Origin of the sequence: Frateuria sp. GZRe12, assembly GCF_051900535.1 — a bacterium.
Classification (GTDB): domain Bacteria; phylum Pseudomonadota; class Gammaproteobacteria; order Xanthomonadales; family Rhodanobacteraceae; genus Frateuria_A.
Genome location: NZ_JBHZGI010000001.1, coordinates 1,172,801 through 1,196,816, shown reverse-complemented (window position 1 = coordinate 1,196,816; position 24,016 = coordinate 1,172,801). Strand labels below are relative to the sequence as shown.

18 protein-coding genes are annotated in these 24,016 nt (G+C 68.1%); 11 read left to right on the top strand and 7 right to left on the bottom strand.

Going from position 1 to position 24,016, the window contains the following annotated elements; all coding sequences use genetic code 11:
* Nucleotides 1-19: 19 nt before the first annotated feature.
* A complete protein-coding gene (locus tag ACFWZ4_RS05440) occupies nucleotides 20-1,069 on the bottom strand; it encodes a LacI family DNA-binding transcriptional regulator (protein WP_439703690.1) in 1,050 nt (349 codons plus the stop codon).
* A 142-nt stretch (nucleotides 1,070-1,211) separates the two neighbouring features.
* Here ACFWZ4_RS05440 and ACFWZ4_RS05435 point away from each other — a divergent pair, with 142 nt between their 5' ends.
* The 4 genes from ACFWZ4_RS05435 (at nucleotide 1,212) to ACFWZ4_RS05420 (ending at nucleotide 7,702) form a co-directional block, all read left to right on the top strand.
* Nucleotides 1,212-3,479 (top strand): GH92 family glycosyl hydrolase, encoded by a 2,268-nt coding sequence (locus ACFWZ4_RS05435; RefSeq protein WP_439703689.1) that lies wholly within the window; start codon nucleotides 1,212-1,214, stop codon nucleotides 3,477-3,479.
* 392 nt (nucleotides 3,480-3,871) lie between these two features.
* The gene (locus tag ACFWZ4_RS05430; RefSeq protein WP_439703780.1) at nucleotides 3,872-5,644 is read left to right on the top strand and encodes an ATP-binding protein; all 1,773 of its coding nucleotides are present in this window, start codon (nucleotides 3,872-3,874) and stop codon (nucleotides 5,642-5,644) included.
* Nucleotides 5,641-6,087, top strand: a complete 447-nt coding sequence (locus ACFWZ4_RS05425) for a response regulator (protein WP_439703688.1) — start codon at nucleotides 5,641-5,643, stop codon at nucleotides 6,085-6,087. Before ACFWZ4_RS05430 ends, ACFWZ4_RS05425 begins: the two co-directional genes overlap by 4 nt.
* 46 nt (nucleotides 6,088-6,133) lie before the next feature.
* On the top strand, nucleotides 6,134-7,702 hold the full coding sequence (locus tag ACFWZ4_RS05420) for a response regulator (RefSeq protein WP_439703687.1): 1,569 nt from the start codon (nucleotides 6,134-6,136) through the stop codon (nucleotides 7,700-7,702).
* A gap of 150 nt (nucleotides 7,703-7,852) precedes the next feature.
* On the opposite strand, the gene ACFWZ4_RS05415 is transcribed toward ACFWZ4_RS05420, so the two are convergent.
* Both ACFWZ4_RS05415 and ACFWZ4_RS05410 read right to left on the bottom strand, forming a co-directional pair.
* On the bottom strand, nucleotides 7,853-9,280 hold the full coding sequence (locus tag ACFWZ4_RS05415) for a sigma-54-dependent transcriptional regulator (protein ID WP_439703686.1): 1,428 nt from the start codon (nucleotides 9,278-9,280) through the stop codon (nucleotides 7,853-7,855).
* A gap of 137 nt (nucleotides 9,281-9,417) precedes the next feature.
* The gene (locus tag ACFWZ4_RS05410) at nucleotides 9,418-10,998 is read right to left on the bottom strand and encodes a sensor histidine kinase (protein ID WP_439703779.1); all 1,581 of its coding nucleotides are present in this window, start codon (nucleotides 10,996-10,998) and stop codon (nucleotides 9,418-9,420) included.
* Between the two features lie 340 nt (nucleotides 10,999-11,338).
* Between ACFWZ4_RS05410 and sucC the strand changes: the two genes are divergently transcribed.
* The 3 genes from sucC to ACFWZ4_RS05395 all read left to right on the top strand — a co-directional run bounded on the left by sucC (nucleotide 11,339) and on the right by ACFWZ4_RS05395 (nucleotide 15,158).
* Nucleotides 11,339-12,499 (top strand): ADP-forming succinate--CoA ligase subunit beta, encoded by a 1,161-nt coding sequence (sucC, locus tag ACFWZ4_RS05405; protein ID WP_439703685.1) that lies wholly within the window; start codon nucleotides 11,339-11,341, stop codon nucleotides 12,497-12,499.
* Between the two features lie 13 nt (nucleotides 12,500-12,512).
* Nucleotides 12,513-13,385, top strand: a complete 873-nt coding sequence (gene sucD, locus ACFWZ4_RS05400; RefSeq protein WP_439666815.1) for a succinate--CoA ligase subunit alpha — start codon at nucleotides 12,513-12,515, stop codon at nucleotides 13,383-13,385.
* 156 nt (nucleotides 13,386-13,541) lie between these two features.
* Entirely contained in the window at nucleotides 13,542-15,158 is a 1,617-nt protein-coding gene (locus ACFWZ4_RS05395) for an NAD+ synthase (protein ID WP_439703684.1), read from the top strand.
* A 210-nt stretch (nucleotides 15,159-15,368) separates the two neighbouring features.
* On the opposite strand, the gene ACFWZ4_RS05390 is transcribed toward ACFWZ4_RS05395, so the two are convergent.
* Complete coding sequence (locus ACFWZ4_RS05390) at nucleotides 15,369-16,196, bottom strand: outer membrane protein assembly factor BamD (protein WP_439703683.1); 828 nt, start codon at nucleotides 16,194-16,196, stop codon at nucleotides 15,369-15,371.
* A 68-nt stretch (nucleotides 16,197-16,264) separates the two neighbouring features.
* Between ACFWZ4_RS05390 and rluD the strand changes: the two genes are divergently transcribed.
* The gene (gene rluD, locus ACFWZ4_RS05385; RefSeq protein ID WP_439703682.1) at nucleotides 16,265-17,233 is read left to right on the top strand and encodes a 23S rRNA pseudouridine(1911/1915/1917) synthase RluD; all 969 of its coding nucleotides are present in this window, start codon (nucleotides 16,265-16,267) and stop codon (nucleotides 17,231-17,233) included.
* 112 nt (nucleotides 17,234-17,345) lie between these two features.
* Nucleotides 17,346-18,089 carry a peptidoglycan editing factor PgeF gene (gene pgeF / locus ACFWZ4_RS05380; protein WP_439703681.1) on the top strand — a complete coding sequence of 248 codons (744 nt, stop codon included), beginning with the start codon at nucleotides 17,346-17,348 and terminating at the stop codon, nucleotides 18,087-18,089.
* Between the two features lie 70 nt (nucleotides 18,090-18,159).
* Here pgeF and ACFWZ4_RS05375 read toward each other — a convergent pair whose 3' ends face one another.
* Both ACFWZ4_RS05375 and ACFWZ4_RS05370 read right to left on the bottom strand, forming a co-directional pair.
* The gene (locus ACFWZ4_RS05375) at nucleotides 18,160-19,935 is read right to left on the bottom strand and encodes an acyl-CoA dehydrogenase C-terminal domain-containing protein (RefSeq protein ID WP_439703680.1); all 1,776 of its coding nucleotides are present in this window, start codon (nucleotides 19,933-19,935) and stop codon (nucleotides 18,160-18,162) included.
* An 84-nt stretch (nucleotides 19,936-20,019) separates the two neighbouring features.
* A complete protein-coding gene (locus tag ACFWZ4_RS05370; RefSeq protein WP_439703679.1) occupies nucleotides 20,020-20,499 on the bottom strand; it encodes a hypothetical protein in 480 nt (159 codons plus the stop codon).
* Between the two features lie 160 nt (nucleotides 20,500-20,659).
* Between ACFWZ4_RS05370 and ACFWZ4_RS05365 the strand changes: the two genes are divergently transcribed.
* Both ACFWZ4_RS05365 and ACFWZ4_RS05360 read left to right on the top strand, forming a co-directional pair.
* Nucleotides 20,660-21,127: an SET domain-containing protein gene (locus ACFWZ4_RS05365; protein WP_439703678.1), complete on the top strand. Its 468-nt coding sequence runs from the start codon at nucleotides 20,660-20,662 to the stop codon at nucleotides 21,125-21,127.
* Between the two features lie 105 nt (nucleotides 21,128-21,232).
* On the top strand, nucleotides 21,233-21,781 hold the full coding sequence (locus tag ACFWZ4_RS05360; protein WP_439703677.1) for a type 1 glutamine amidotransferase domain-containing protein: 549 nt from the start codon (nucleotides 21,233-21,235) through the stop codon (nucleotides 21,779-21,781).
* Nucleotides 21,782-21,943: 162 nt separating this feature from the next.
* On the opposite strand, the gene fusA is transcribed toward ACFWZ4_RS05360, so the two are convergent.
* Nucleotides 21,944-23,983 (bottom strand): elongation factor G, encoded by a 2,040-nt coding sequence (gene fusA / locus ACFWZ4_RS05355; protein ID WP_439703676.1) that lies wholly within the window; start codon nucleotides 23,981-23,983, stop codon nucleotides 21,944-21,946.
* Nucleotides 23,984-24,016 lie beyond the last annotated feature (33 nt).

Sequence of the window (24,016 nt, the reverse complement as noted above, 5' to 3'; positions counted from 1 at the left end):
GGGACTCCTTAAGTCCTGGTCAGGCGGTGGGCGGGCAACTGCTGGCGCGGATCACCAGGCGTACGGGGGCGACGATGCGCCGGGTTTCGGCTTCCGGGTCGCGCAGGCGCTCGAGCAGCATCTGCGCGGCCTGTCGACCGCGCGCACGTGGCGCGGCGGCGAGCGTGGTGAGCGAAGGGGTGGAAAGCCCTGCTTCGGCGATGTCGTCGAAGCCGGTGAGGGCGAAGTCGCGTCCCGGCGTGAGTCCGCGTTCGGCCAGTCCGTGCATCAGGCCCAGCGCCACGGCGTCGTTGTAGCAGACCGCCGCGGTGGGCGCGGGCCCGGCCGCGAACAGCGCCTCGGCGCAGCGGGCCGCATCCAGGCGCGTGGGCAGGCATTCGACTTCCCAGTGCGGGTCCACCGGCAATTTGGCGGCCTTCATCGCCTCGCGATAGCCGGCGCGGCGCTGGCGACAGGACGAGGAATCGCCGTGGCCGCCGAAAAACGCAATACGCCGGTGACCCTGCCCGATCAGGTGCGCGGTGGCCTCGCGCGCGCCCTGCTGGTTGTCCAGCGCCAGCGAATCCCAGTGGGCGTATTCGGGTTGTTCGCCGGTAAGCTCGCGGTTGAATACGAGCAGCGGCGTGCGCGCGCCGACCGCCGCCAGCACGTGGCTGGCGTCGCTGCCCTCGGCGGGCGAGAGGATGATGCCGCCGGGTCCGTGCTCGATGAGCGAGCCGAGCACCGCCTGCTCGCGCTTGGGCGATTCGCTGGACGAGCCGAGTAACGTGACCATTCCCGCCTCGCCCACCACGTCGTCCACGCCCGCGGCGAATTCGGCGAAGAACGGATTGGCCAGTTCGTTGATGACCAGCGCGATCGACGACGACGTGCGTCGGCGCAGGTTGGCGGCGGCGCGGTTGTAAACGTAGTTCTGTTTGCGCAGTTCCTCTTCGACGCGCGCGCGGGTGTCCTTGTTGACCAGCGGGCTGCCGCGCAGCACCAGTGAGACGGTCGCGCGCGAGACGCCGCAGCCGGCGGCGATGTCGCTCACGGTGACCTTGCGGCCGAGCGGGGTGTTGCTGTCCATTGGGCACCCGGTGGAATAAGCGGTTTGGAACGATCCAAATCTAGCCGATCATGACACCAGCGGCTTCACGCAGCGCAACATGCGCTACGCGGCGCGCGCTGCTAGCGTTGGGATTTGGAACGATCCAAACGGAGCCTTTCAGATGGCCCTTCGCCTTTCCCGCCTGGTTTTCGCCCTGGCCCTCTCGCCCGGCCTCGCGCTCGCCGCCACCGGCCACGCGGGCGACGTCGATCCGCGCATCGGCACCGGCGGCGACGGCCACACCTTTCCCGGCGCCACGGTGCCCTTCGGCATGATCCAGCTCTCGCCCGACACGGCGATGCCGGACTTCAAGCACGCCTACAAGTGGGCCGCCGGCTACCAGTACGGCGACGACAGCATCCTGGGCTTCTCGCATACGCACTTCTCCGGTTCCGGCCATTCGGACCTGGGCGATGTGCTGGTGATGCCGGTCGCCGGCGAGGTGAAGCTGGAACCGGGGGACCCGGCCAAGCCCGGTAGCGGCTACCGCTCGCGCTTCGACCACGCCACCGAGGTCGAGCAGGCCGGCTACTACGCCGTGACCCTGGCCGATTACGGCATCCGCGCCGAGCTCACCGCCGGGCGCCGCGTGGGTTGGCATCGCTATACCTTCCCCGCGGGCAAGAGCGCGCACCTGCTGCTGGACCTGCGCCCGAGCATCTACGACTACCCGGGCAAGGTGCTGTGGTCGAACTTGCAGGCTGCCGGTGACGGCACCGTGACCGGCTGCCGCACCACGCGCGGCTGGGCGCCGGGGCGCGAGCTGTGCTTTGCCATGCGTTTCAACCAGCCGGTCACCGCTCGCACGCTGTACGATCGCGAGAACGATGTCGCCTACAAGGGGTTCAAGGGACCGGGCAACCAGCCGGTCGACCACGACGCGCAGAACGGCCGCGCGCTGGTCGGCGTGTTCGACTTCGGCACGCTGGTCAAGCCGCTGGAAGTGAAGGTGGCGATCTCGCCGGTCAGCGCCGCCAACGCGGTCGCCAACCTGGACGCGGACGGCAGCGGCTGGGACTTCGATGCCCGGCGCGCGCAGGCGAAGGCTGCCTGGGACAAGGTGCTGGCGGTGGTCGACGTCGATGCGCCGGCGACCGTGCGCAGGCAGTTCTACACCGCGCTCTACCACGCGATGCTCTCGCCCACGCTCAGCATGGACGCCAACGGTGAGTACCGCGGCCCCGACCACGCGGTGCACCAGGCCAAGGGCTACGAGTTCTACTCGACCTGGTCCTTGTGGGACGTCTACCGCGCGCAGCAGCCGTTGATGGTGCTGCTCGATCCCGAACGCAGCAGCGACTTCGTCCGCTCGCTCATCGCAGCGCGCGAGGCCAGCCCGTTCGGCATCCTGCCGGTGTGGGCGTACCAGGGCCTGGAGACCTGGTGCATGATCGGCTACCACGCCGTGCCGGTGATCGCCGACGCCTGGATCAAGGGCGTGCGCGGCTTCGATGCGGGCAAGGCCCTCGACGCCATGGTCGCCAGCGCCACCTACGCGCCCTATGGCCACCTGGCCGACTACATGAAGCTCGGCTATGTCCCGATCGACCGCGAACCCGAGGGCGCTTCCAAGACGCTCGAATACGCCTACGACGACTGGTCGCTGGCGCAGATGGCCAGGGCGATGGGGCGGAACGATGTCGCCGCCACCTTCGACAAGCGCGCCGGCAACTGGAAGAACGCCTGGGATCCCGCGACCGGCTTCATGCGCGCGCGCCTGGCCGACGGCAAGTTCCGGGAACCGTTCGATCCGACGGCCGCCGGCTACGGCAGCGACTTCACCGAAGGCAACGCCTGGCAGTATTCGTGGTACGTGCCGCAGGACGTGCCGGGCCTGATCGAGGCGATGGGCGGCAACGCGAAGTTCGTGGCGAAACTGGACGCGCTGTTCGACGCCAAGGTCGACCCGGCGCACTTCAAGCACGTGGAGGACATCACCGGCCTGATCGGCTGGTACGCCCATGGCAACGAACCCAGCCACCACATTGCCTACCTGTACGACTACGCCGGCGCGCCGTGGAAGACGCAGCAGCGACTCAAGCAGATCATGGACAGCCAGTATGCGGCGCGTCCGGACGGGCTCTCGGGCAACGACGACCTGGGCCAGATGTCGGCCTGGTACGTGTTCACCGCGCTGGGTTTCTATCCGGTGACGCCCGCGAGCGACGTTTATGCCATCGGCCGGCCGTTCGTCGAACGGGCCACGCTGCACCTGACCAACGGCAAGGCTTTCACCGTCAGCGCCGCGCCGCTGGACGACGCGCATCCCTACGTCGGCGAGGTCACCCTGAATGGCAAGCCGCTGGGCAAGCCCTTCCTGCAACACGGGCAGATCCTTGCCGGCGGCGAACTGCATTTCCGCATGCAGGCGCAGCCGGTACATCCGTGACCTTCTCCTGTCTGGAGAAAGAAGAACCGGGCGCGGGCTGGCCAGACACTTTGCGGGAGCACGTGTGGCGCCAAGTATCCCGCAGGCCTGAGCGCTCTTGAACCCTCTCCCCTCCCGGGGAGGGGCAGCCGCAGCGCTGGCGAGCCAGACACGCGTAGAGGTGCGCGTTCTTGAGGCCGCTTCCTGTCGGCGAGCGAAAGCAGAGCCCACCGTCACCCGCCTATAACGCGCCGTAGGCTTTCATTACACGTTTACCGGCCGGGGGCGACAGGACGTAAGCTCCGTCTGGTCGACGCGCCGTGAGGAATCCTCCCCGCATGCCCAGCCGCCATCGCGCCCTGCTGCCCGAGCTTCGCCGCGGCCTGCACCATTGGCGCGTGCCGCGCTGGCGCATGGTCGGGCTGCTGTGCGCGGTGCTGGTGATCGTGCTGCTGCCTTACCTGGCCACGCGCACCAGCCACGAGGACGCGATGGAGGCGGGCCAGCTGGTCACGCACTCCTCCGAGGTCAAGTCGCTCACCTACCGGATCGCCTACGTTACCCGCAGCAGCGAGGCGGCGATTTTCCGCCTGCTGGAGGGCGCCAGGGAGCCCAGCCTGGTCGACAGGGCACACCAGGCCGGCAATGACGTGCCCGCGCTGCTCGGCCAGCTGAGCGACATGACGCGCGACAACCCGACCCAGCAGGCCGCGATCGGCGCCCTGGGCAACGTGGTCAACGGCCGCCTGGCGCTGCTCGAGCAGGCCCTCGCGCGTATCCAGCACGGCGACCGCGCCGGCGCGGTCGCGGCGCTGCACGATGCCGGCACGCTGTTCCCGATCGACGAGCAGATCGACACGGTCGTGCGCAACGAGGGCACCGTGCTGATGGAACGCCGCTCGCATGCGCGGCGCAGCGCGTTCGAAAGTACGCTGGTGCTGGGAATCACCTCGATCGCGCAGGTCGTGCTGCTGTCGATCATCGTGCTCGTGTCCGAACGCCAGATCGCCCGCCGCATGCGCGCCGAGACGCGCGAAAGCCAGGCGGTGCGTCGCGCGCAGATGATCCTGCAGGCGGTGCGCGAGCCGATCGCGCTGCTCAACGCGCAGCTGTGCACCTTGCTGGTCAACACCGCCTTCAGCGAGTTGTATGGCTCGCCGCAGGAGGAACAGCGCGAGTTGCGTCCGCTGCAGGAGGTGGGCGAGGGCGCATGGACCGACGGCGCCCTGCTGCAGCGCCTGCGCGACGTGCTGCTGCACGATCGCGAACTGTGGGACTACGAGCTGGTCCAGCGCACCGTGGGCGGGATCGACCGTCACGTCATGGTCAATGCGCGCCGCCTGCAGCAGCACGAGGGCGAACAGCCAGTGCTGCTGTTGACCGTCAGCGACGTCACCGCGCGCGCCCTGGTCGAGCAGCAGGTGAAGGAACTCAATCGCCAGCTCGAAGGCAAGGTGGCACAGATCTCCGACGTCAACCGCGAGCTGGAGGCCTTCAGCTATTCCGTGTCGCACGACCTGCGCGCGCCGCTGCGCCACATCGCCGGCTTCACCGGCAAGCTCAAGCGCCACCTGGTCGAGCACCTGGACGAGACTTCCGCCCATTATCTGGATGTCATCTCCACGTCCGCCACGCGCATGGCGCAGCTGATCGACGACCTGCTGGTGTTCTCGCGCCTGGGGCGCGGCGCGCTCAGGCTGCAGGCCGTGGACACGCAGTCGCTGGTCGACGAGGCGCGTGCCCTGGCCGAGTCGGAGGCAGGCGAGCGGCGCATCGAGTGGAGCATCGGCCCGCTGCCGATCGTGATCGGCGACGAGAACATGCTGCGCACCGTGTGGCAGAACCTGATCGGCAACGCGGTCAAGTACACCGGCCGGCGCGACGTGGCGCAGATCGCCATCAACGTGAACCGTGACCGCGACGGTGAATACATCTTCACGGTGGCCGACAACGGCGCGGGGTTCAATATGGAGTACGCCGGCAAGCTGTTCGGCGTGTTCCAGCGCCTGCACCGCGCCTCCGAGTTTCCCGGCAACGGCATCGGGCTGGCCAACGTGCGCCGCATCGTCGCGCGCCATGGCGGCCGGGTCTGGGCCGAGGCCGAACCCGAACGCGGTGCGAGTTTCCATTTTTCGCTGCCGGCCACCGAACTGGCCGAAGCGCGCACCACGAGGCTTGTGTCATGAACAATCGTCACCTGGGTCCGGTACTGCTGGTCGAGGACAGCATGGCCGATGCCGAGATGGCCATGGACGCGCTGCGCGAAGCCAATCTCGCCAACCCCGTGGTACACGTGGAGGACGGCGTCGACTGCCTGGACTACCTGCAATGCCGGGGTCCCTGGCAGGGTCGCGAGGACGTCGACCCATCGGTGATCCTGCTCGACATCAAGATGCCGCGCATGAACGGTCTGGAGGTCCTGACTCGTCTGCGGGAGGAGGAGCGGTGGCATCTGATCCCGGTGGTGATCCTGTCTTCCTCGCGCGAGGAGAGCGACCTGGCGCGCAGCTGGGACCTGGGTGTGAACGCCTACGTGATCAAGCCGGTGGACGTGGACCAGTTCTTCGAGGCCGTGAGGACGCTGGGCCGGTTCTGGGCCGTGCTCAACCAGTTGCCGGAGCACGAATGACTTCGGGTGCTGGACGACGGAACGAAACAGGAGCGCAATAGACTGCATGCCCAACGCCACCACACGCCCGCTGCCCACCATCCGCATCCTGCAGGTCGAGGACGACCCGATCGATGCCGAGTTGATCCAGGCTGAACTGGACGCCGATGGCATCGAGTACCAGGTGCGCCTGGTCGACGACGAGGCTGGCTACACCGCGTGCCTTGACGAGTTCCAGCCCGACATCGTGCTGTCGGACCTCAGCCTCCCCGGCTTCTCGGGCCAGCGCGCGCTGGAGTTGCTGCGCCAGCACGACGAGGACCTGCCTTTCATCTACGTCTCGGCGACGCTCGGGGAGGAGGCGGCGGTCGAAGCGCTGCGCAACGGCGCCACCGACTACATCCTCAAGCAGAATCCCACCCGCCTGGCCAGCGCCGTGCGCCGCGCGCTGGCGGAGGCCGAGGCGCTGCGCGCCAAGCGTCGCGCGGAGGCAGAACTGATCCGCGCGCAACGCTTCGAGAGCCTGGCCATGCTCGCCGGAGGCCTGAGCCACGACCTGCGCAACCTGCTGCAGCCGCTGCTGCTGGCCGGCGACAGTCTGCAGGACTACCAGGACGATCCGCGCCTGGCACGCCTCGGTGCGCTGGTGCGCGATTGTGGCCGGCGCGGACTGCAGATGGTGCAGTCGATGCTTTCCTTCGCGCGCGGCGCGCGGCGCGCCGAACAGGTCCGCGTGGGCGCGCTGATGGACGCGCTGGGGCTGCTGCTGCGTGGCAGCGTGCCGCGTGGGGTGAAGATGGACGTGGAGATCGGCGATCGAGAACTGGCCTTCGAGGGCAACCACACCGAACTGCAGCAGGCCCTGCTCAACCTCTGCCTCAACGCGATCCAGGCGATGGGCGAGGCTGGCGGCCAGCTGCGCATCGAAGCGTGCGAATGCGAACTGGCGGGGAACTTCTTCCTGCCCGGCGAAGAAGCCCATGCCACGCGTTACCTGCGCCTGACGGTCGCCGACACCGGTCCCGGCATGTCGCCGGAGGTGCGCGAACACCTGTTCGAGCCGTTCTTCACCACCAAGGAAAGTGGCACCGGCCTGGGGTTGCTTTCCTGCAAGCGCATCGTCGCCAGCCACAACGGCGTGATGCGCCTGGACAGCGAGCGGGGCAAGGGCACCGCCTTCCACCTCTATATTCCGATCGAGGACACGGATGTGGAGGCCGCGGCGCAGGAGGAACAGGCCGAAAGCCTGATGGGCGAGGCCGAGCGCGTGCTGGTGGTGGTGGAGGAAGCGGGCCCACTCTCGCTGCTGGTCGACGTCCTCGACGGCTACGGCTACCAGCCGCACGCCAGCCAGAGCGGCACCGCGGCGCTGCAGTGGATCGAGGCGCACGGCGTTCCCGATCTGGTGGTGATGGACGCGGACATGAACCTGTTCACCGGCGTGCGCACGCTGGCGGCCCTGATCGAGCACGGCTATCGCCGAGCGGTGCTGCTGCTGGCGAGGCCCGAGGCACCGCCAGACCTGGAGGAGTTGCCCCGGCTGGATCGGCTGTACCTGGTGGACAAGCCGATCAACACGCAGCAACTGCTGCGGACGATGCGGCAGGCGCTGGGCGGGCAGGAGGCGGGGGAATAACGCTCCATCCCCGGCGCAGCGGGAAGGTAGGGTTGGGGGAGGGCCCTCGGTTTGGGGAGGGCTGGTCTACTCGCTCGCCTGGAACACATTCCCCCGCGAAGCCCCGGCCGCCGACCCTGGCCCTCTCCGCGGAGGGGGCGCAAAAAAATGTCAGTCGATGCCGAGCTTCTTGAGCTTGTAACGCAGCGCCCGGAAGGTGATGCCGAGCTTCTTCGCCGCCGCGGTCTTGTTGTAGCGCGACTCTTCCAGCGCCTTGATGATCGCCGTCCGTTCGAGATTGCTGATGTAGTCGTCCAGCGGCACGCCGCTACCCGGGCCCGCGGCGTGGGGAACGGCCGGCTGCGCGGCGACCGGGGCGCCTGGCTGCGGCGCGTGCATGGCCGCGTGGGCGGCATTGACCGGCTCCGGCTGGCGCAGCGGTCGCTGCGGCAGCATCAGGTCGTCGGCGCCGATGGTGTCGCCCTCGCACATCGCCATGGCGCGTTCGAGGATGTTCTCCAGCTCGCGCACGTTGCCCGGGAAGTCGTATTCCTCCAGCGCCTGCTGCGCGTCCGGCTTCAGCCTGCCGGGCGCGCCGCCGCTCTTGGCGGCGAGCGAGCGCAGGATGAAGGCGGCCAGCTGCGGCACGTCGCCCCGGCGCTCGCGCAGCGGCGGCACGCGCAGCTCGATCACGTTGATGCGATAGAACAGGTCCTGGCGAAACTGCGCCTGCTCGACCAGCCGGGCCAGATCCTTGTGCGTCGCCGAGAGGATGCGCACGTCCACCGGCACTTCCTCGCGGGCGCCGATCGGGCGCACCGCCTTTTCCTGGATCGCGCGCAGCAACTTGACCTGCATGTGCAGCGGCAGCTCGGCCACCTCGTCGAGGAATAGCGTGCCGCCATGGGCGGCCTGGAAGAGGCCCTCCTTGTCGGCGCCGGCGCCGGTGAAGCTGCCCTTCTTGTGACCGAAGAACTCGCTCTCCATCAGTTCCGACGGGATCGCGCCGCAGTTGACCGGCACGAACGGCCCGCTGGCGCGCGGACCCTGTTCGTGGATCAGTCGCGCCACCAGTTCCTTGCCCACGCCCGATTCGCCGGCGATGTACACGGGCGCCTGGTTGCGCGCGAGCTTGGTGATGGTCGCGCGCACCTGCTGCATCGCCGGCGAATCGCCGACCAACCGGCCAGCCGCGCCGGTCGCCGTGGCGGCGCCGCCGCTCTTGCGTTCCTCCGCCAGCTGCAGCGCCGTGCGCACCAGCCGGCGGAGCATCTGGATGTCGACCGGCTTGGACACGAAGTCGAAGGCGCCGGCCTTGAGCGCGTTGACGGCCGCATCGACGTTGCCGTACGCGGTGATCATCGCCACCGGCATGTCCGGGTGGGTGGCGGCGATCAGCTCGATCACCTCATGGCCGGTGCCGTCGGGCAGGCGCATGTCGGTAAAGCACAGGTCGTAACTGCGATCGCCCAGCGCCCGGCGGGCCTCCGCCACGGTTCCCACCGCTTCCACCTGCAGGTCCATGCGGCCAAGCGTGATGGTGAGCAGCTCGCGAATGTCGCGTTCGTCGTCGATGACCAGGACGGTCTGTGCGGGCATGGTTCTCTTCGGCAGGCGGTAACAATGGAAGGGTATAGCAGTTTGGCGGCGCTGTGCTCTGCTCCGGGCCAAGAAATGGCGTGAGTGCGAGCTTCACGCTTTGCGCCCTCTCCCCGTGGGGAAAGGAAGTCGGGGGGTCAGGCGGGTTCGCCGCCGTCGGCCGGATGCCTTGCAGGTGGCGTGAGGGTCAGCCGGAAGCAACTGCCGCCGCCGGCCACGCGCACGTATTCGAGCGAAGCCTGGTTGGCCTCGCTCATCTGCCGGGCCAGGTACAGCCCCAGGCCGGTGCCGTACTCGTGCGTGGTGTAGAACGGTTCGAAGATCTGCGCGGCCACCTTGGGCGCGATGCCGGGGCCGCGGTCGATCACTTCCAGGATCGGCACGCTGTGTTCGCCCTGGCGCACCACGACCATCACCCGCGCCGGTTCACCCGGCATGCGGCCGTAGCGCAACGCGTTCTGCACGAGGTTCCACACCACCTGCTGCAGCTGCTGCGGATCGGCCACCGCGGCCACCGCCATCGAGCCGGTGATCACGCGCAGCGAGTCGCCGCCGATGTCGTTGCCCTGTTTGTATTCCTCCACGAAACCGTTCGCCCAGCGGCCCAGGTCCAGGGTTTCCGGGCGCGAGCGCTCGCGCCGCGAGAGCTGCAGGATGTTCTCGATGATCTCGTTCAACCGCACGCAGTGGTTGTTGATGATCTCCACCATGCGCGCATCGCCGGCGGCGAGCTCCTTGGACTCGGCCAGCAGCTGCGCCGAGTAGCGGATCGCTGCGAGCGGGTTCCTGATTTCGTGCGCGATCGAGGCCGACAGGCGCCCGAGGGAGCTCAGGGTCAATTCTTCCGCACGGCGCGAAAGCAGCGAGGTGTCGTCCAGGAAGATCAATACGTGGGAATCGTCGTTGGGCGCCAGGCGGGTGAAGCGCGGCACCACCTCGGGCACGCCGTCGGCCAGCTGCGTGGCGGTCTCGTCCAGCTTGCCCGACGTCATCCAGTGGTAGAGGCGGCGCGAAAGCTCCGGCGCCAGTTTGCCCAGGTCGCGCTGGTCGGCCGGCGGATTGCCCAGCAGCATCCACGCCGACTCGTTCAACTGGTGGATGCGGTTGGCGTCGTCCACCAGCAGTACGCCGGTCTTCATGCGCCGGATGATCAGTTCGTTGACCTGCGAGAGATTGGCCAGGTCCAGGCTGCGCTGTTCGGCCAACGCTTCGGTGGCGCGCAGCTGGCGTCCGAGTACGTGGCAGAGCGTGGTGGTGGCGAAGTAGGCCACGCCCAGCAGGCCCGATTCGAGCAGGTCGCCGTCACCGTGCGCCTCCGCGAGCAAGGTATGGCCCAGCATGCCCAGCGTCGCCAGCGCCGCGAAGAAGCACGACAGCCGCAGCGGCAGCACCAGCGCGCCGGTGGAGAGGTTCACCGCCAGCATCATCGCGACGCCGATGCGCGCGTCGTGGATCAGCCAGGCGGCCAGCACCGCCACCATGATGTCCACCACCAGCGCGCCGGAGACCACCATCCGTGCGTTGGCCATGGCGTTGCGGGTCTGCACCAGCATGCCGACCGCGAACAGCAGGTAGACCCCGATCACCACGTAGGCCAGCAGGGGCTGGTCGACGGTCGGCCAGGTCAGCCGCGGCGAGCTGAGCGCCAGCCCTGTGTAGACCAGTGCCTGCGCCAGCCGGAAGTAGTTGAGGAAGAACAGTTCATGGCGGATCGCCATCGCGGCCGGGCGGGCGGGCTGGAAAACGGGCGGTTCGGCGGGGGGTATGGCTGGCACGTTGACGGCTTCGGCGCGGCGTTCGTCCGAGTATAGACAGGCCGGCGGGCGCTGCCAGCGGCGTGGCGCACGGAAGGGGCGGCCCAGGCGGCACTTTCCATCACGACCGCCTTTGCGCGAAAATGCCCGGCCGTATTGCGCGATTCGCGCCCGGTTGACTCCAGGGCAGCGCGCACTGCACGCCGGCAGCGTGCTGAAAGCCGCCGTCCGACCCTCTCCCGCGCCCACGCTGCCTAGCGCGCGTGCGGCCCGATACGTTTCCCCGTTCGCTCGAGGTATAGGAATGAATTTCCACGAGTACCAGGCCAAAGAGCTGTTCGCGCAGTACGGCATCGCCGTCCCGCCGGGCAAGGTTGCCAACTCCCCCGATGCCGCCGTCGACGCCGCCAAGGCGCTGGGCGGCTCGCAGTGGATGGTCAAGGCGCAGATCCACGCAGGCGGCCGCGGCAAGGCCGGCGGCGTCAAGTTCTGCAAGAGCCTCGACGACGTGCGCGCTGCCGCCAAGGGCATGCTGGGCACCAACATGGCGACCTACCAGTCCGCCGGCCGCGCGCTGCCGGTCAACCTGGTGCTGGTGACCGACGCCACGAATATCGCGAAAGAGCTTTATCTCTCGGTGCTGGTCGACCGTGATTCGAAGTCGGTCTCCTTCATCGCCTCCAAGCACGGCGGCGTGGACATCGAGCAGGTCGCCCGCGACACGCCCGAGGACATCCACACCATCGTGGTGGACTTCGTCGAGGGCCTGCAGCCCTACCAGTGCCGCCAGCTCGGCTTCGCGATGGACCTCAATCCGAAGCAGGTCAACCAGCTGACCAAGATCATGCTGGGCCTGTACAAGCTGTTCAACGAGAAGGACCTGTCGCTGGTGGAGCTCAACCCGCTGGCGATCCTCGAGGACGGCAACCTCGCCGCGCTCGACGGCAAGGTCAACTCCGACGACAACGCCGACTTCCGCCATCCGGAACTCGTCGCCATGCGCGACCTGAGCCAGGAAGACGCGGCCGAAGCCGCGGCGGTCCAGCACAACCTCAACTACGTGACCATGGACGGCTCGATCGGCTGCATGGTCAACGGCGCGGGCCTGGCGATGGCCACCATGGACGTGATCAAGCTGGCGGGCGGCGAGCCGGCCAACTTCCTCGACGTCGGCGGCGGCGCCACCAAGGAGCGCGTGACCGAGGCGTTCAAGCTGATCCTCTCCTCCGACAAGGTGAAGGCCATCCTGGTCAACATCTTCGGCGGCATCGTGCGCTGCGACCTGATCGCCGAAGGCATCATCGCCGCGGTGAAGGAAGTGGGCCTGCAGATCCCGGTGGTGGTGCGCCTGCAAGGCACCAACGTGGAGAAGGGCCGCGAGCTGCTGGCCAATTCCGGCCTGGCGATCACGCCGGCCGACGATCTCAACGACGCGGCGCAGAAAGCCGTGGCCGCCGCGAAGTGAGGAGCGAACAAGCATGAGCGTTCTGGTCAACAAGAATACGAAGGTGCTGGTGCAGGGTTTCACCGGCCAGCAGGGCACCTTCCACGCCGAACAGGCCATCGACTACGGCACCAAGGTCGTCGGCGGTGTCACGCCGGGCAAGGGTGGCAGTCAGCACATCGGCCTGCCGGTCTTCAACTCGATGGAAGAAGCGGTGGCCGAGACCGGCGCCGACGCGTCGGTCATCTTCGTGCCGCCGCCGTTCGCGGCCGACTCGATCATGGAAGCGATCGACGCGGGCATCCGCGTGATCGTGGCGATCACCGAGGGCATTCCGGTGCTGGACATGCTGCGCGTCAAGAACGTGCTGGCGCAGCATCCGGAGACCGTGCTGATCGGCCCAAACTGCCCCGGCATCATCACCCCGGGCGAGTGCAAGATCGGCATCATGCCGGGCCACATCCACCAGCCGGGCAAGGTCGGCATCGTGTCGCGTTCGGGCACGCTGACCTACGAGGCTGTGTTCCAGACCACCAACGAGGGCCTGGGCCAGTCCACCTGCATCGGCATCGGCGGCGACCCGATCAACGGCCTGAACTTCATCGACTGCCTGAAGATGTTCCAGGACGATCCGCAGACCGAGGGCATCATCATGGTCGGCGAGATCGGCGGCAGCGCCGAGGAAGACGCGGCCGAGTTCATCGGCGAGTACGTGACCAAGCCGGTGGTGTCGTTCATTGCCGGTGCGTCGGCCCCTCCGGGCAAGCGCATGGGCCATGCCGGCGCGATCATCTCCGGCGGCAAGGGCACCGCGGCGGCCAAGTTCGCGGCGCTGGAGAAGGCGGGCGTGACGACGGTGAAGTCGCCGGCCGACCTGGGCAAGACGCTGGCGAAGCTGATGAAGTAAGGGCGCGCATTAGCGCACGGCAAAAGGCCACGCACACGCGTGGCCTTTTGCTTTTAAAGCTTCCTCTCCCCGGAGGGGAGAGGGAGCCAAAAGTGCGTTGGCGTCGCGATGACCTGCCCCCACTATCATGGCGGTCCCCCAACACCCCTTTGCCCCATGACCACCCAGCTCCGCCTCGCACTGGCCCAGTTCGATTTCTCCGTCGGCGCCGTCGCGGCCAACACCGCGAAGATCCGCGAACTGATGACCCAGGCGCATGCTGGCGATGCGCATCTGGTCGCCTTCCCGGAGCTGGCGATCAGCGGCTACCCGCCCGAGGACCTGCTGATCCGCCCCAGCTTTTTGCAGGCCTGCAACGAGGCGATCGCCGCGCTGGCCGAAGGCACGAACGGCGTCGCCGCCCTGGTCGGCTTCCCGCACAGCGAGGGCGAGGTCTACAACGCCGCCGCGTTGCTGCGCGAGGGGCGCATCGAATGCGTCGCGCACAAGCAGGCGTTGCCCAACTACGGCGTGTTCGATGACAAGCGCTACTTCCGCCCGGGCCACGCCAGCGCCACCGGCATGGTCAACGGTGTACGCGTGGGTTTCCTGGTCTGCGAAGACATCTGGGAGCCAGAGCCGGCGGCACAGGCCGCAAAGGCGGGCGCCGAACTGATCGTGGTGATCAACGCCTCGCCCTGGGACGACGCCAAGCAGGCCACCCGCGAGGCGCTGCTTGCCGCGCGCGCGAAGGAAACCGGCTGCGCCATCGTCTATCTCAACCTGGTCGGCGGCCAGGACGAGGTGGTCTACGACGGCGCCTCGATGCTGGTCAACGGCGATGGCACCATCGCCGCGCGCGCGCCCGCCTTCGTCGACGCACTGCTGTGGGCCACGTTCGACCCGGCGACCCGCACGTTGGTCGCCGACCACTGGCCGATCGCCGCCGACACGCGCCCGGAGGCCGTGCTCTATGCGGCGCTCACCCGCGGCATCCGCGACTACATCGACAAGAACGGCTTCCCCGGCGTGTTGCTGGGCCTCTCCGGAGGCATCGATTCCGCGCTGACGCTGGCGCTAGCGGTCGACGCATTGGGCGCCGACCGCGTCACCGCGGTGATGCTGCCCACCCGCTACACCTCGAAGCTCTCGCTGGAGGGCGCGCGCGAGCAGGCCGAGCGCCTGGGCGTGGCCTACCACGTGATCGACATCGAGCCGACCTACCGCACCTTCCTGGCCGCACTCGCGCCCGCTTTCGCCGGCAAGGCCGCCGATACGACCGAGGAGAACCTGCAGTCGCGCACGCGTGGCGTGATGCTGATGGGCCTCTCCAACAAGCACAGCCAGTTGTTGCTCGCCACCGGCAACAAGAGCGAGATGGCGGTCGGCTACGCCACCCTCTACGGCGACATGTGCGGTGCGTACGCGCCGCTCAAGGACGTGTACAAGACTGTCGTGTACCGGCTATCGCGCTGGCGCAACGAGACCGGCTGCGTGATCCCGCCGGCGGTCATCGACCGCCCGCCCTCGGCGGAACTCCGCGAGGACCAGACCGACCAGGATTCGCTGCCGCCCTACGACGTGCTCGACGCCATCCTCAAGCGCTTCATCGAGGACGAGCAGTCCCAGGCCGACATCGCTGCCGCGGGTTTCGACCCGGATACCGTGCGCCGGGTGTCCAGCCTGGTACTGCGCAACGAGTTCAAGCGCCGCCAGGCCGCCCCGGGCCCGCGCGTGACCACCCGTGCCTTCGGCCGCGAGCGCCGTTACCCCATCACCTCCGGCTGGAAGTAGCTCCTGCAGGAAGCCCGGACGCGATGCCACTTCGTCACGGGCTGCGCGGTTTCATGCCTTGGCGGGGACATATCTGCAGAAGCGCACTTCGTGCGCGACGGCCACCTCCGGCGATCGCGTACACGTGCATCCTGCAACGAACGCAATCCGCCTTGCGTTGCTGGCAACCCACACCTCAAAAAAAGGCCGGCGATGCGCCGGCCCTTTTTCTCAATGATGCCCGGAGAAGGGAATCAGCTTGCGCAACGTCGAGGGCGCATGCGGCCACTTCGGATCGGTCAGGTACGGATGGTCCGGGTAGTTGAGCGCCAGTACCTTGCGGACGTTCTCGGCCTGCTGCTTCTGGTCCAGGGCCATGTAGCTGCGGGCGAGGATGGCAAGCGCGTCGCCGGTCTGCGGGGCCTGCTGGTAGTGCTCGACCACGTACTGCGCGCGATCGGCGGAGGCCACGAAAGCCTCGTTGCGCAGGTAGAACTCGGCGACGTTGATCTCGTACTGGGCCAGGATATTGCGCAGGTAGATCATGCGCTGGCGGGCGTCGGTGGTGTAGGCGCTGTCGGGGAAGCGGCGGGCCAGCTCGGAAAAGTCGTCGAACGCCTGCAGGTTGTACGCCTGGTCGCGGCGCGCCTGCGAGCCCGTGCGAGAGATGTAGCGTTCGATCACGCCGCTGGTGCGACCGAAATTGATCAGGCCGCGCAGGTAATAGGCATAATCGACATGTTTCTGGGTCGGATACGTCTTGATGAAGCGGTTGATCGTCGAGTACGCGTCGTCCGGCTCGTTGTCCTTGTACTGCGAATAGGCCAGCTCCAGCTGCGCCTGCTCGTTGTAGTCGCCGGACGGGAAGCGCGCGATCAGGCGCTGGTAGGCCTTGGTCGCGGCGGCGTAGTCGCCGTTCATCACATCGTCGTGGGCCGTGGCGTAGAGCTTCTCCACCGACATGGTGTCGACGGTCTCGCGCTTGTGGCCGAACAGCGAGCAAGCGCCCAGGGAAAGTCCGAGGGCCAGCACGGCGAGCAATTTGAAGAATACGCGCATTGGGAAATTTTTATGGATGTGATCGTGGGGATGATAGCCCAAACCGCCGGCCACCCGCGGAGGGCGGCATGACCGTCATCCGGCACGCCGCCCAGGTCCCGCTGTCGGCGGCGGGCAGGCGTTTCGACCAGGCGCTGGCCGAGATGTTCCCCGACTACTCGCGCTCGCGCCTGGCCAGCTGGATCAAGGCCGGCGCGGTGACGCTGGACGGCGCCGTTGCCCCGCCGCGGCAACTGCTGCGCGGTGGCGAACAGGTGCGGGTCGAAGCCGAGCTGGCCAACGAGGTCGAAAGCGTCCCGGAGGCCATCGACCTCACCATCGTGCACCAGGACGAGCACGTGCTGGTGCTGGACAAGCCGGCCGGCCTGGTCGTGCACCCGGGCGCCGGCAACCCGGCCGGCACCCTGCTCAACGCGCTGCTGCACCACGATCCAAAGCTGGCCGAGCTGCCCCGTGCCGGCATCGTGCACCGGCTCGACAAGGACACCTCCGGCCTGATGGTAGTGGCCAGGTCGCTGGCCGCGCATACCGCGCTGGTGGACATGCTCTCGCGCCACGACGTGGAGCGGCAGTACGAGGCGGTGGTCCTCGGCACGCTGGTGGCCGGCGGCACCGTCGATGCGCCGATCGGCCGGCACATGGGCGACCGCCTGCGGCAGGCGGTGCGCGACGAGGAGGACGGCAAGCGCGCGATCACCCACTACCGGCTGCGCGAGCGCTTCCGCGCGCACAGTCTGATCCAGTGCAGCCTGGAGACCGGCCGCACGCACCAGATCCGCGTGCACATGGCGCACATCCACCACCCGCTGGTCGGCGATCCCTTGTATGGCACCGGCCTGCGCCTGCCCAAGGCCGCCACACCGGACCTGGTGGCGGCGTTGCGCGGCTTCCGGCGCCAGGCGCTGCACGCCGAGCGGCTGGCGTTCGAACATCCGGTGACGGGCGAGGCGCTCGCGTTCGAGGCGAAGCGACCGGCGGACATGGACGCGTTGATCGCCGCGCTGCGGGCCGATGCGTTGGAGCAGCGCGAGCCCTGAGTTCCAGGCTCGCGCCGCCAATCACGACTCCGCTTGGAACGGGCTATCACCCGTCCGCCGTGTGCTGGCTGTCCCCGCGCTATGCTTGAAGCTCCCCGTGACGGCCATCCCCATGACCGAACCCTGGATACTCCCCGACTGGCCTGCGCCACGCGGCGTGCACGCGGCGGTGACCACCCGCCATGGGCCCGGCATCTCCACCGGTCCCTACGCACGCTTCAACCTCGGCCTGCGCAGCGGCGACGGCGCCGAGTCGGTGGCGAGCAACCGCGACGCCCTGCGCCACGCCCTCGCGCTGCCGTCCGATCCGCGCTGGCTGCGACAGGTGCACGGCACCACCGTGGCGCAGTTGGGTCCGCTCGCCAGCGCCGCGGAACCGCAGGCGGATGCCGCGGTGGCGCACCTGTCCGGCACGGTGCTCGCGATCCTTACCGCCGACTGCCTGCCGGTGCTGTTCTGCAGCGATGACGGCGCGCGCATCGGCGCAGCCCACGCGGGGTGGCGCGGGTTGGCTGCGGGCGTGCTGGAAGCCACGATCGATGCGATGGGTACCCCGCCGGCGCGCCTGCTGGCATGGTTGGGTCCGTGCATTGGCGCCGGTTCGTACGAAGTGGGCGAGGAAGTGCGCGCCGCCTTCGTCGAGCGCAACCCGGCGGCGTCCGCCTGTTTCGCGTCGACGCGGCCGAACCATTGGCATTGCGACCTGGCGAGCATGGCGCGACTGAAACTCGCCGCCGCGGGCGTCACGCGCATCCACGGCGGTGGTTTCGACACGCTGGCCGACCAACGCTTCTATTCCTATCGACGGGATGGAGCCGACAGCGGTCGCTTCGCGAGTTTGATCTGGCGCGACTGAGGCGGGGTGGGCTCCAGCCCACCGCGACCTCGCGACAATGGGATAGTGGGCCGAAGCCCACTACGTCCTCTCAAGCCAGCGCGGGAATGCTCGCCACGCCCGCTTCTATCGCCGCGCGATGCATCGCGCATCGCGGCAGCATCCGCGCGAAGTAGAACCGCGCGGTGTCCCGCTTGGCCTGCTTGAACGCCGCTGATTGCCCGCTGCCTTCGGCCGCCGCCACGCTGCGTGCCCACATGTAGGCCAGCGCCACGTAGCCGGAGTAGTAGAGGTAATCCACCGCGGCCGCGCCCAGTTCCTCCGGGTTGGCCTGCGCGCGCTCGGCCAGCGCCATCGTCAGCGCTTGCCATTCCTTCGCCGCCTTCGACAGTGGCGCGATGAACTCGCCCAGCACCGGATCGGCCGCGTGCTGCCGGCAGAAGCCGCCGATTTCCTCCAGGAAGTGGCGCAACCCCGTGCCCTTGAGCTGCATGATCTTGCGGCCCAGCAGGTCCATTGCCTGGATGCCGGTGGTGCCCTCGTACAGCGTGATGATCCGTGCGTCGCGCACGAACTGCTCCACGCCGTTCTCGGCGATGTAGCCGTGCCCGCCGTAGACCTGAACCGCTTCCTTGACGCTCTCCTGCGCCAGTTCGGTGAGCACGCCCTTGACGATCGGGATCAGGAACGCCACCAGCTCGCCGGCCTTCGCGCGCGCGCCTTCGTCGGTGGCGCGTTCCTCGATGTCCAGTTGCAGCGCCGCGTACAGCATCAGCGCGCGGCCGCCCTCGACGATGGCGCGCTGGGTCAGCAGCATGCGCCGAACGTCCGGGTGTACTACCAGCGGGTCGGCCGGCTTGTCCGGGTAGGCCGGGCCGCTCAGCGCACGGCCCTGCAGGCGCTCGCGCGCGTAGTTGAGACTGTTCTGCAACCCGCGCTCGGCCAGGCCGATGCCCTGCACGCCGACCGCCAGGCGCGCCGCGTTCATCATGGTGAACATGCCGAACAGGCCCTTGTGCGGCTGGCCGATCAGCCAGCCCTCGGCGCCATCGAAGTTCATCACGCAGGTGGGCGAGCCGTGGATGCCCATCTTGTGCTCGATCGCACCGGCGGCCACTGCGTTGCGCTCGCCCATCGCGCCGTCGCGTGCGACCTTGAACTTCGGCACCACGAACAGCGAAATGCCGCGGCTGCCGGCCGGGGCGTCGGGCAGGCGCGCCAGCACCAGGTGCACGATGTTTTCGGTGAGATCGTGCTCGCCGGCGGTGATGAAGATCTTGGTGCCGGTAAGTCGGTAGCTGCCGTCGGCGGCCGGTTCCGCACGCGTCTTGAGCAGGCCGAGGTCGGACCCGGCCTGCGGCTCGGTCAGGCACATGCTGCCGCACCAGCGGCCCTCGACCATGGGCTTGAGGAAGACCTCCTTCTGCCAGTCGTCGCCGTGCAGCTGCAGCGCATGCGCCGCGCCCTGGCTGAGCAGCGGATAGTTACCCCAGGCGAGGTTGGCCGAGTCGAGCATTTCCTTCATCGCCACGCCGACCACTTCCGGCAGCGCCTGTCCGCCCATCGCCTCGGGCATCGTGAGTCCGGCCCAGCCGCCTTCGACGTAGGTGCGATAGGCCTCCCTGAAACCCTTGGGGGTGGTTACCGTGGCGGTGGCCTTGTCGAAGTGGCAGCCCTCGGCGTCGCCGGAAGCGTTGAGCGGAGCGAGCACCTGTTCGTTGAACCGCGCCGCTTCCTCCAGCACTGCATCGAGCAGGTCGCGCGTGTGGCCCTCGCCGCCGGTGAGCGGGGTCAGCGTGGCCTCCGCGCCGAACAGGTCGTGCAGCACGAAGCGCATGTCGTCGAGCGGGGCCTTGTAGATCGTCATCGGGTATTCCTCGAGAAAACGTTGGGGCGTGGCGTTGCGCAACGTGGGCTTCGGCCACCGTCGCGGTAGGTGTCCAAGGTCGGGTCAGCGCCAGGTATTGGCGATGCCCGGCGCGGGCGAGAGCCAGTCCTTGCCGGAGAAGTCGAAATCGCGCGGGTCCTTCTCCTGCTCGGGCTTGGCGCGCACGCTGCCGGCAAGGGTGTAGGGCAGGGCGCCGGCGCTGCCCTTGGCGGCGCTGGCGGCCAGGGCCTTGCTCATTGCGAGCGTCGGCAATACGTCGATCTGCACCGAGTCGCCGGCGAAGGCGGGAATGTCGCGTTCGAAGCTGCCATGCACGCGCACCGGCACGCCGTCACCCATCGCCAGTTGCGCGTCCATCCCGGTGAAGTCCATGCCGCCGTAGCTGTTGTTCTGGATGCGCACGGTCAGCCGCCAGGCGCCACTGGGCTGGAGCTGAAGCTGCTGGATGTTCACGGTGGGCGGAAACACGCTCTTGCGGGGCGGGCCACAGGCAACCAGGCCCAGGGCAAGCGACAGCGGGACGATCCAGCGCAGGAAACGCATCGCGGGTTCTCCAAACGATCGTTCGAATTCCTGATTCTAACCACAGCCGGCCGCTTCGCGTCAGCCGCCGCGGCAAGTGTGGCCATCACGGCCGCGCCCGGTTTCGCCGTACGCGGCGAACAGGCATCATCAGCGTCTTTCGCCCCAAGGTTGCCCACGCATGCCACGCCGTTACGTTGCCCGCCGCTCACCCATTCACGGCAATGGCGTGTTCGCCACCGCGCCGATCAAGAAGGGCGAGGAGATCGTCGAGTACAAGGGCACGCTGATGACCCACGCCGAGGCCGACGACATGTACGGCGACGGCGGCGAGACCGGCCACACGTTCCTGTTCACGCTCAACGACGACTACATCATCGACGCCAACCGCAAGGGCAACACCGCGCGCTGGATCAACCACAGCTGCGCGCCGAACTGCCGCGCGGTGGTCGAGGAAAGCGAAGGCGGCGACCCGCGCAAGGACCGCGTGCTGATCGAGGCGATCCGCGACATCAAGCCCGGCGAGGAACTGACCTACGACTACGGCATCGTGCTGGACGTGCCCTACACCGCGCGGCTGAAAAAGCTCTGGCAGTGCCTTTGCGGCACGCCCGGCTGCACCGGGACGCTGCTCAAGCCCAAGCGCTGATCAGCGCTCCTGCAGAAGCGGTACTAACACCCGGATGACATGCGCAAGACGTCCTGCGCATGCACGAGGCGCCATCCTCCCTGCTTCATTCGCAGGAGGATCGCCATGACGCCATCGAAGAAGCTCAACGGCCGCGCCATCGCCGTGCTCGCCACCGACGGTTTCGAGTATTCGGAGCTCACCGAGCCCAAGCGCCTGCTGGAGGAGGCCGGCGCCGACGTGCAGGTGATCGCGCCGGGCGACGCCAAGGAGATCAAGGGCTGGAAGGGTGGCGACTGGGCCGGCAGCGTGCCGGTGGACATGAAGCTGGAGGAGGTCGACGTCTCCGACTTCGATGCGCTGGTTTTGCCCGGCGGCGTGATCAATCCCGACAAGCTGCGCACGCAGCCGGCCGCGGTCAAGCTGGTGCAGGCGTTCGCGAAAGCCGGCAAGACGGTGGCGGCGATCTGCCACGGGCCGTGGACACTGATCAACGCCGGACAGGTCGACGGGCGCAAGGTGACCTCGTGGCCTTCGCTCAGGCAGGACCTGGAAAACGCCGGAGCGAAATGGGAAGACCGCGAGGTGGTGCGCGACGGCAACCTGATCACCAGTCGCAAGCCGGACGACATCCCGGCGTTTGCCAATGCGGTGATCGAGGCGTTGGCGGCTTGAGTCGGTGAGGCTTCCCGCAAGGCTTCCCCCCATCCGCCCTGCGGGCACCTTTCCCCGCGCGCGCGGGAAGGATCATGCGTGAGGCGATACGGCTAGCGAGCCTTCCCCCGTTCCACGGGGGAAGGTGCCGACAGGCGGATGGGGGAGCCCCTGCCCCGGACTTCAGTCCTCCTCCACATGCGGCTTCCACGCCTCGCTGAGCTGCCTCTGCACCGGCGGCGGCACCGCCTCGTAGTGCGACAGATCCAGGCTGTATCGCCCCTGCCCACCGGTCATCGCCTTGAGTTCGGTCGGGTAGTCGGTCAACTCCGCCAGCGGTGCCTGCGCCCGGATCAGCAACTCGCCGCCGCGCTGCGTATCGGTGCCCATGATGCGTGCGCGCTTCCCGGCCAGGCTGCCGGTGACATCGCCCACGCTGGCCTCGGGAATGGCCACCTCCACGTCCACGATCGGCTCGAGCACGATCGGCCGCGCCTTGCCGACCGCATCCATGAACGCCTTCCTGCCCGCGCTGACGAACGCCACCTCCTTCGAATCCACCGGGTGGTACTTGCCGTCGTACACGGTCACGCGCAGGTCCTGCATCGGATAGCCGGCGACGGCGCCGAGCTCCATCGCCTGGCGCACGCCCTTTTCGATCGCCGGCAGGAACTGGTTGGGGATCACGCCGCCCTTGACCTCGTCGACGAACTCGAAGCCGGCGCCGCGATCGAGCGGGTCCACGCGCAGGAACACCTCGCCGAACTGCCCCGCGCCACCGGTCTGCTTCTTGTGGCGGTGGTGGCCGTCCGCGTGCGCGGCGATGGTCTCGCGGTAGGCGATGCGCGGCGGGTGCGTGTCCACCTCCACGCCGTAGCGCTCGCGCATGCGCTCGAGCATCACCTTCAGATGCAGCTCCGACAGTCCGCGCACCACGGTTTCGTTCAACTCCTTGTGGTGTTCCATGCGCAGGCAGGGGTCTTCTTCAGCCAACCGTGCCAGCGCCTGCGAAAGCTTCTGCTCCTGGCCCTTGTGCCGCGGCGCGAGCGCCAGGGCGAACATCGGCTGCGGGTAGTCCATCGGCGCGAGGTGGATGCCGTCCTCGTCGTGCGAGTCGTGCAGCACCGCATCGAAGTGGATCTCCTCCACCTTGGCCACCGCTGCGATGTCACCGGGGATCGCCTGGTCGATCTCCACGTGCGCCTTGCCGTTGAGGCGGAACAGGTGGCCGACCTTGAAGGACTTGCGCGCATCGTCGACGAACAGCTGCGTGTCACGACGGATCGTGCCCTGCCACATGCGGAACACGCCCAGCTTGCCGACGAACGGGTCATTGACGATCTTGAAGACGTCGGCGATGACGTGCTTCGACGGATCGCCATCGACCGTGATCGCCTCGCCCTGGCCATCGACAAACGGCGGCGGGTTGCCCTCGGCCGGATTGGGCAGCAGGCGCCCCGCCACGTCCAGGAACTCATTCACGCCCACGCCGGTGCGAGCGCTGACGAAGCAGATCGGCACCAGGTGACCCTCGCGCAGGCATTGCTCGAACGCGTCGTGCAACTGCTCGCGGCTGAGCGCGCCTTCGCCACTGTCGAGGTAGGCGCCCATGGTGGCTTCGTTGATTTCCACCACCTGGTCGACGATCTGCTGGTGTGCCGCGGCGAGCGAGGAAAAGTCGGTGGCCCCCTCGTTGTGGAAGAAGCAGTCGAGCACCAGCTTGCCGCTCTGGGCGGGCAGGTTCACCGGCAGGCATTCGGGGCCGAACTCCTCGCGCAACGCATCGACGAGCTTTCCCAGCCGCGCGCCTTCGAAGTCGATCTTGTTGACCACCAGCACGCGCGCCAGGCGGCGTTCCCGCGCCCGCTCCATCATGCGGCGGGTGCCGTGCTCGATCCCGTTGATGGCGTTGACCACGATCGCCACCGTCTCCACCGCCGCGAAGGCGGACAGCGTGGCGCCGCGAAAATCCGCGTAGCCGGCCGTGTCGATCAGGTTGATGTGGCAGCCGTCGCGGTCGATGCTCGCGATCGCGCTGTCGATGGAATGCCCGCGCGCCTTCTCCTGCGCGTCGGTATCGGACTGGGTGCTGCCGCGCTCGACCGAACCTTGCGTCTGGATGACGCCGCCGGCATGCAGCAGGGCCTCGAACAACGTGGTCTTGCCGGTGCCGGCATGGCCGGCGAGCGCGATGTTGCGGATGTTTTCCGTGCTGTACGACACGAGACGTCCCTCCTTGAGCAGGGCGCGGACTCG

Bases quoted from the DNA above. Each gene is read 5' to 3' on its own strand.
- sucC (WP_439703685.1), top strand. From the start codon at position 11,339: ATGAATTTCCACGAGTACCAGGCCAAAGAGCTGTTCGCGCAGTACGGC.
- ACFWZ4_RS05410 (WP_439703779.1), bottom strand. From the start codon at position 10,998: ATGGCGATCCGCCATGAACTGTTCTTCCTCAACTACTTCCGGCTGGCG.
- ACFWZ4_RS05440 (WP_439703690.1), bottom strand. From the start codon at position 1,069: ATGGACAGCAACACCCCGCTCGGCCGCAAGGTCACCGTGAGCGACATC.
- sucD (WP_439666815.1), top strand. From the start codon at position 12,513: ATGAGCGTTCTGGTCAACAAGAATACGAAGGTGCTGGTGCAGGGTTTC.
- ACFWZ4_RS05425 (WP_439703688.1), top strand. From the start codon at position 5,641: ATGAACAATCGTCACCTGGGTCCGGTACTGCTGGTCGAGGACAGCATG.
- ACFWZ4_RS05430 (WP_439703780.1), top strand. From the start codon at position 3,872: ATGGTCGGGCTGCTGTGCGCGGTGCTGGTGATCGTGCTGCTGCCTTAC.
- pgeF (WP_439703681.1), top strand. From the start codon at position 17,346: ATGACCGAACCCTGGATACTCCCCGACTGGCCTGCGCCACGCGGCGTG.
- ACFWZ4_RS05435 (WP_439703689.1), top strand. From the start codon at position 1,212: ATGGCCCTTCGCCTTTCCCGCCTGGTTTTCGCCCTGGCCCTCTCGCCC.
- rluD (WP_439703682.1), top strand. From the start codon at position 16,265: ATGACCGTCATCCGGCACGCCGCCCAGGTCCCGCTGTCGGCGGCGGGC.
- ACFWZ4_RS05390 (WP_439703683.1), bottom strand. From the start codon at position 16,196: ATGCGCGTATTCTTCAAATTGCTCGCCGTGCTGGCCCTCGGACTTTCC.
- ACFWZ4_RS05365 (WP_439703678.1), top strand. From the start codon at position 20,660: ATGCCACGCCGTTACGTTGCCCGCCGCTCACCCATTCACGGCAATGGC.
- ACFWZ4_RS05415 (WP_439703686.1), bottom strand. From the start codon at position 9,280: ATGCCCGCACAGACCGTCCTGGTCATCGACGACGAACGCGACATTCGC.
- ACFWZ4_RS05360 (WP_439703677.1), top strand. From the start codon at position 21,233: ATGACGCCATCGAAGAAGCTCAACGGCCGCGCCATCGCCGTGCTCGCC.
- ACFWZ4_RS05375 (WP_439703680.1), bottom strand. From the start codon at position 19,935: ATGACGATCTACAAGGCCCCGCTCGACGACATGCGCTTCGTGCTGCAC.
- ACFWZ4_RS05370 (WP_439703679.1), bottom strand. From the start codon at position 20,499: ATGCGTTTCCTGCGCTGGATCGTCCCGCTGTCGCTTGCCCTGGGCCTG.
- ACFWZ4_RS05420 (WP_439703687.1), top strand. From the start codon at position 6,134: ATGCCCAACGCCACCACACGCCCGCTGCCCACCATCCGCATCCTGCAG.
- ACFWZ4_RS05395 (WP_439703684.1), top strand. From the start codon at position 13,542: ATGACCACCCAGCTCCGCCTCGCACTGGCCCAGTTCGATTTCTCCGTC.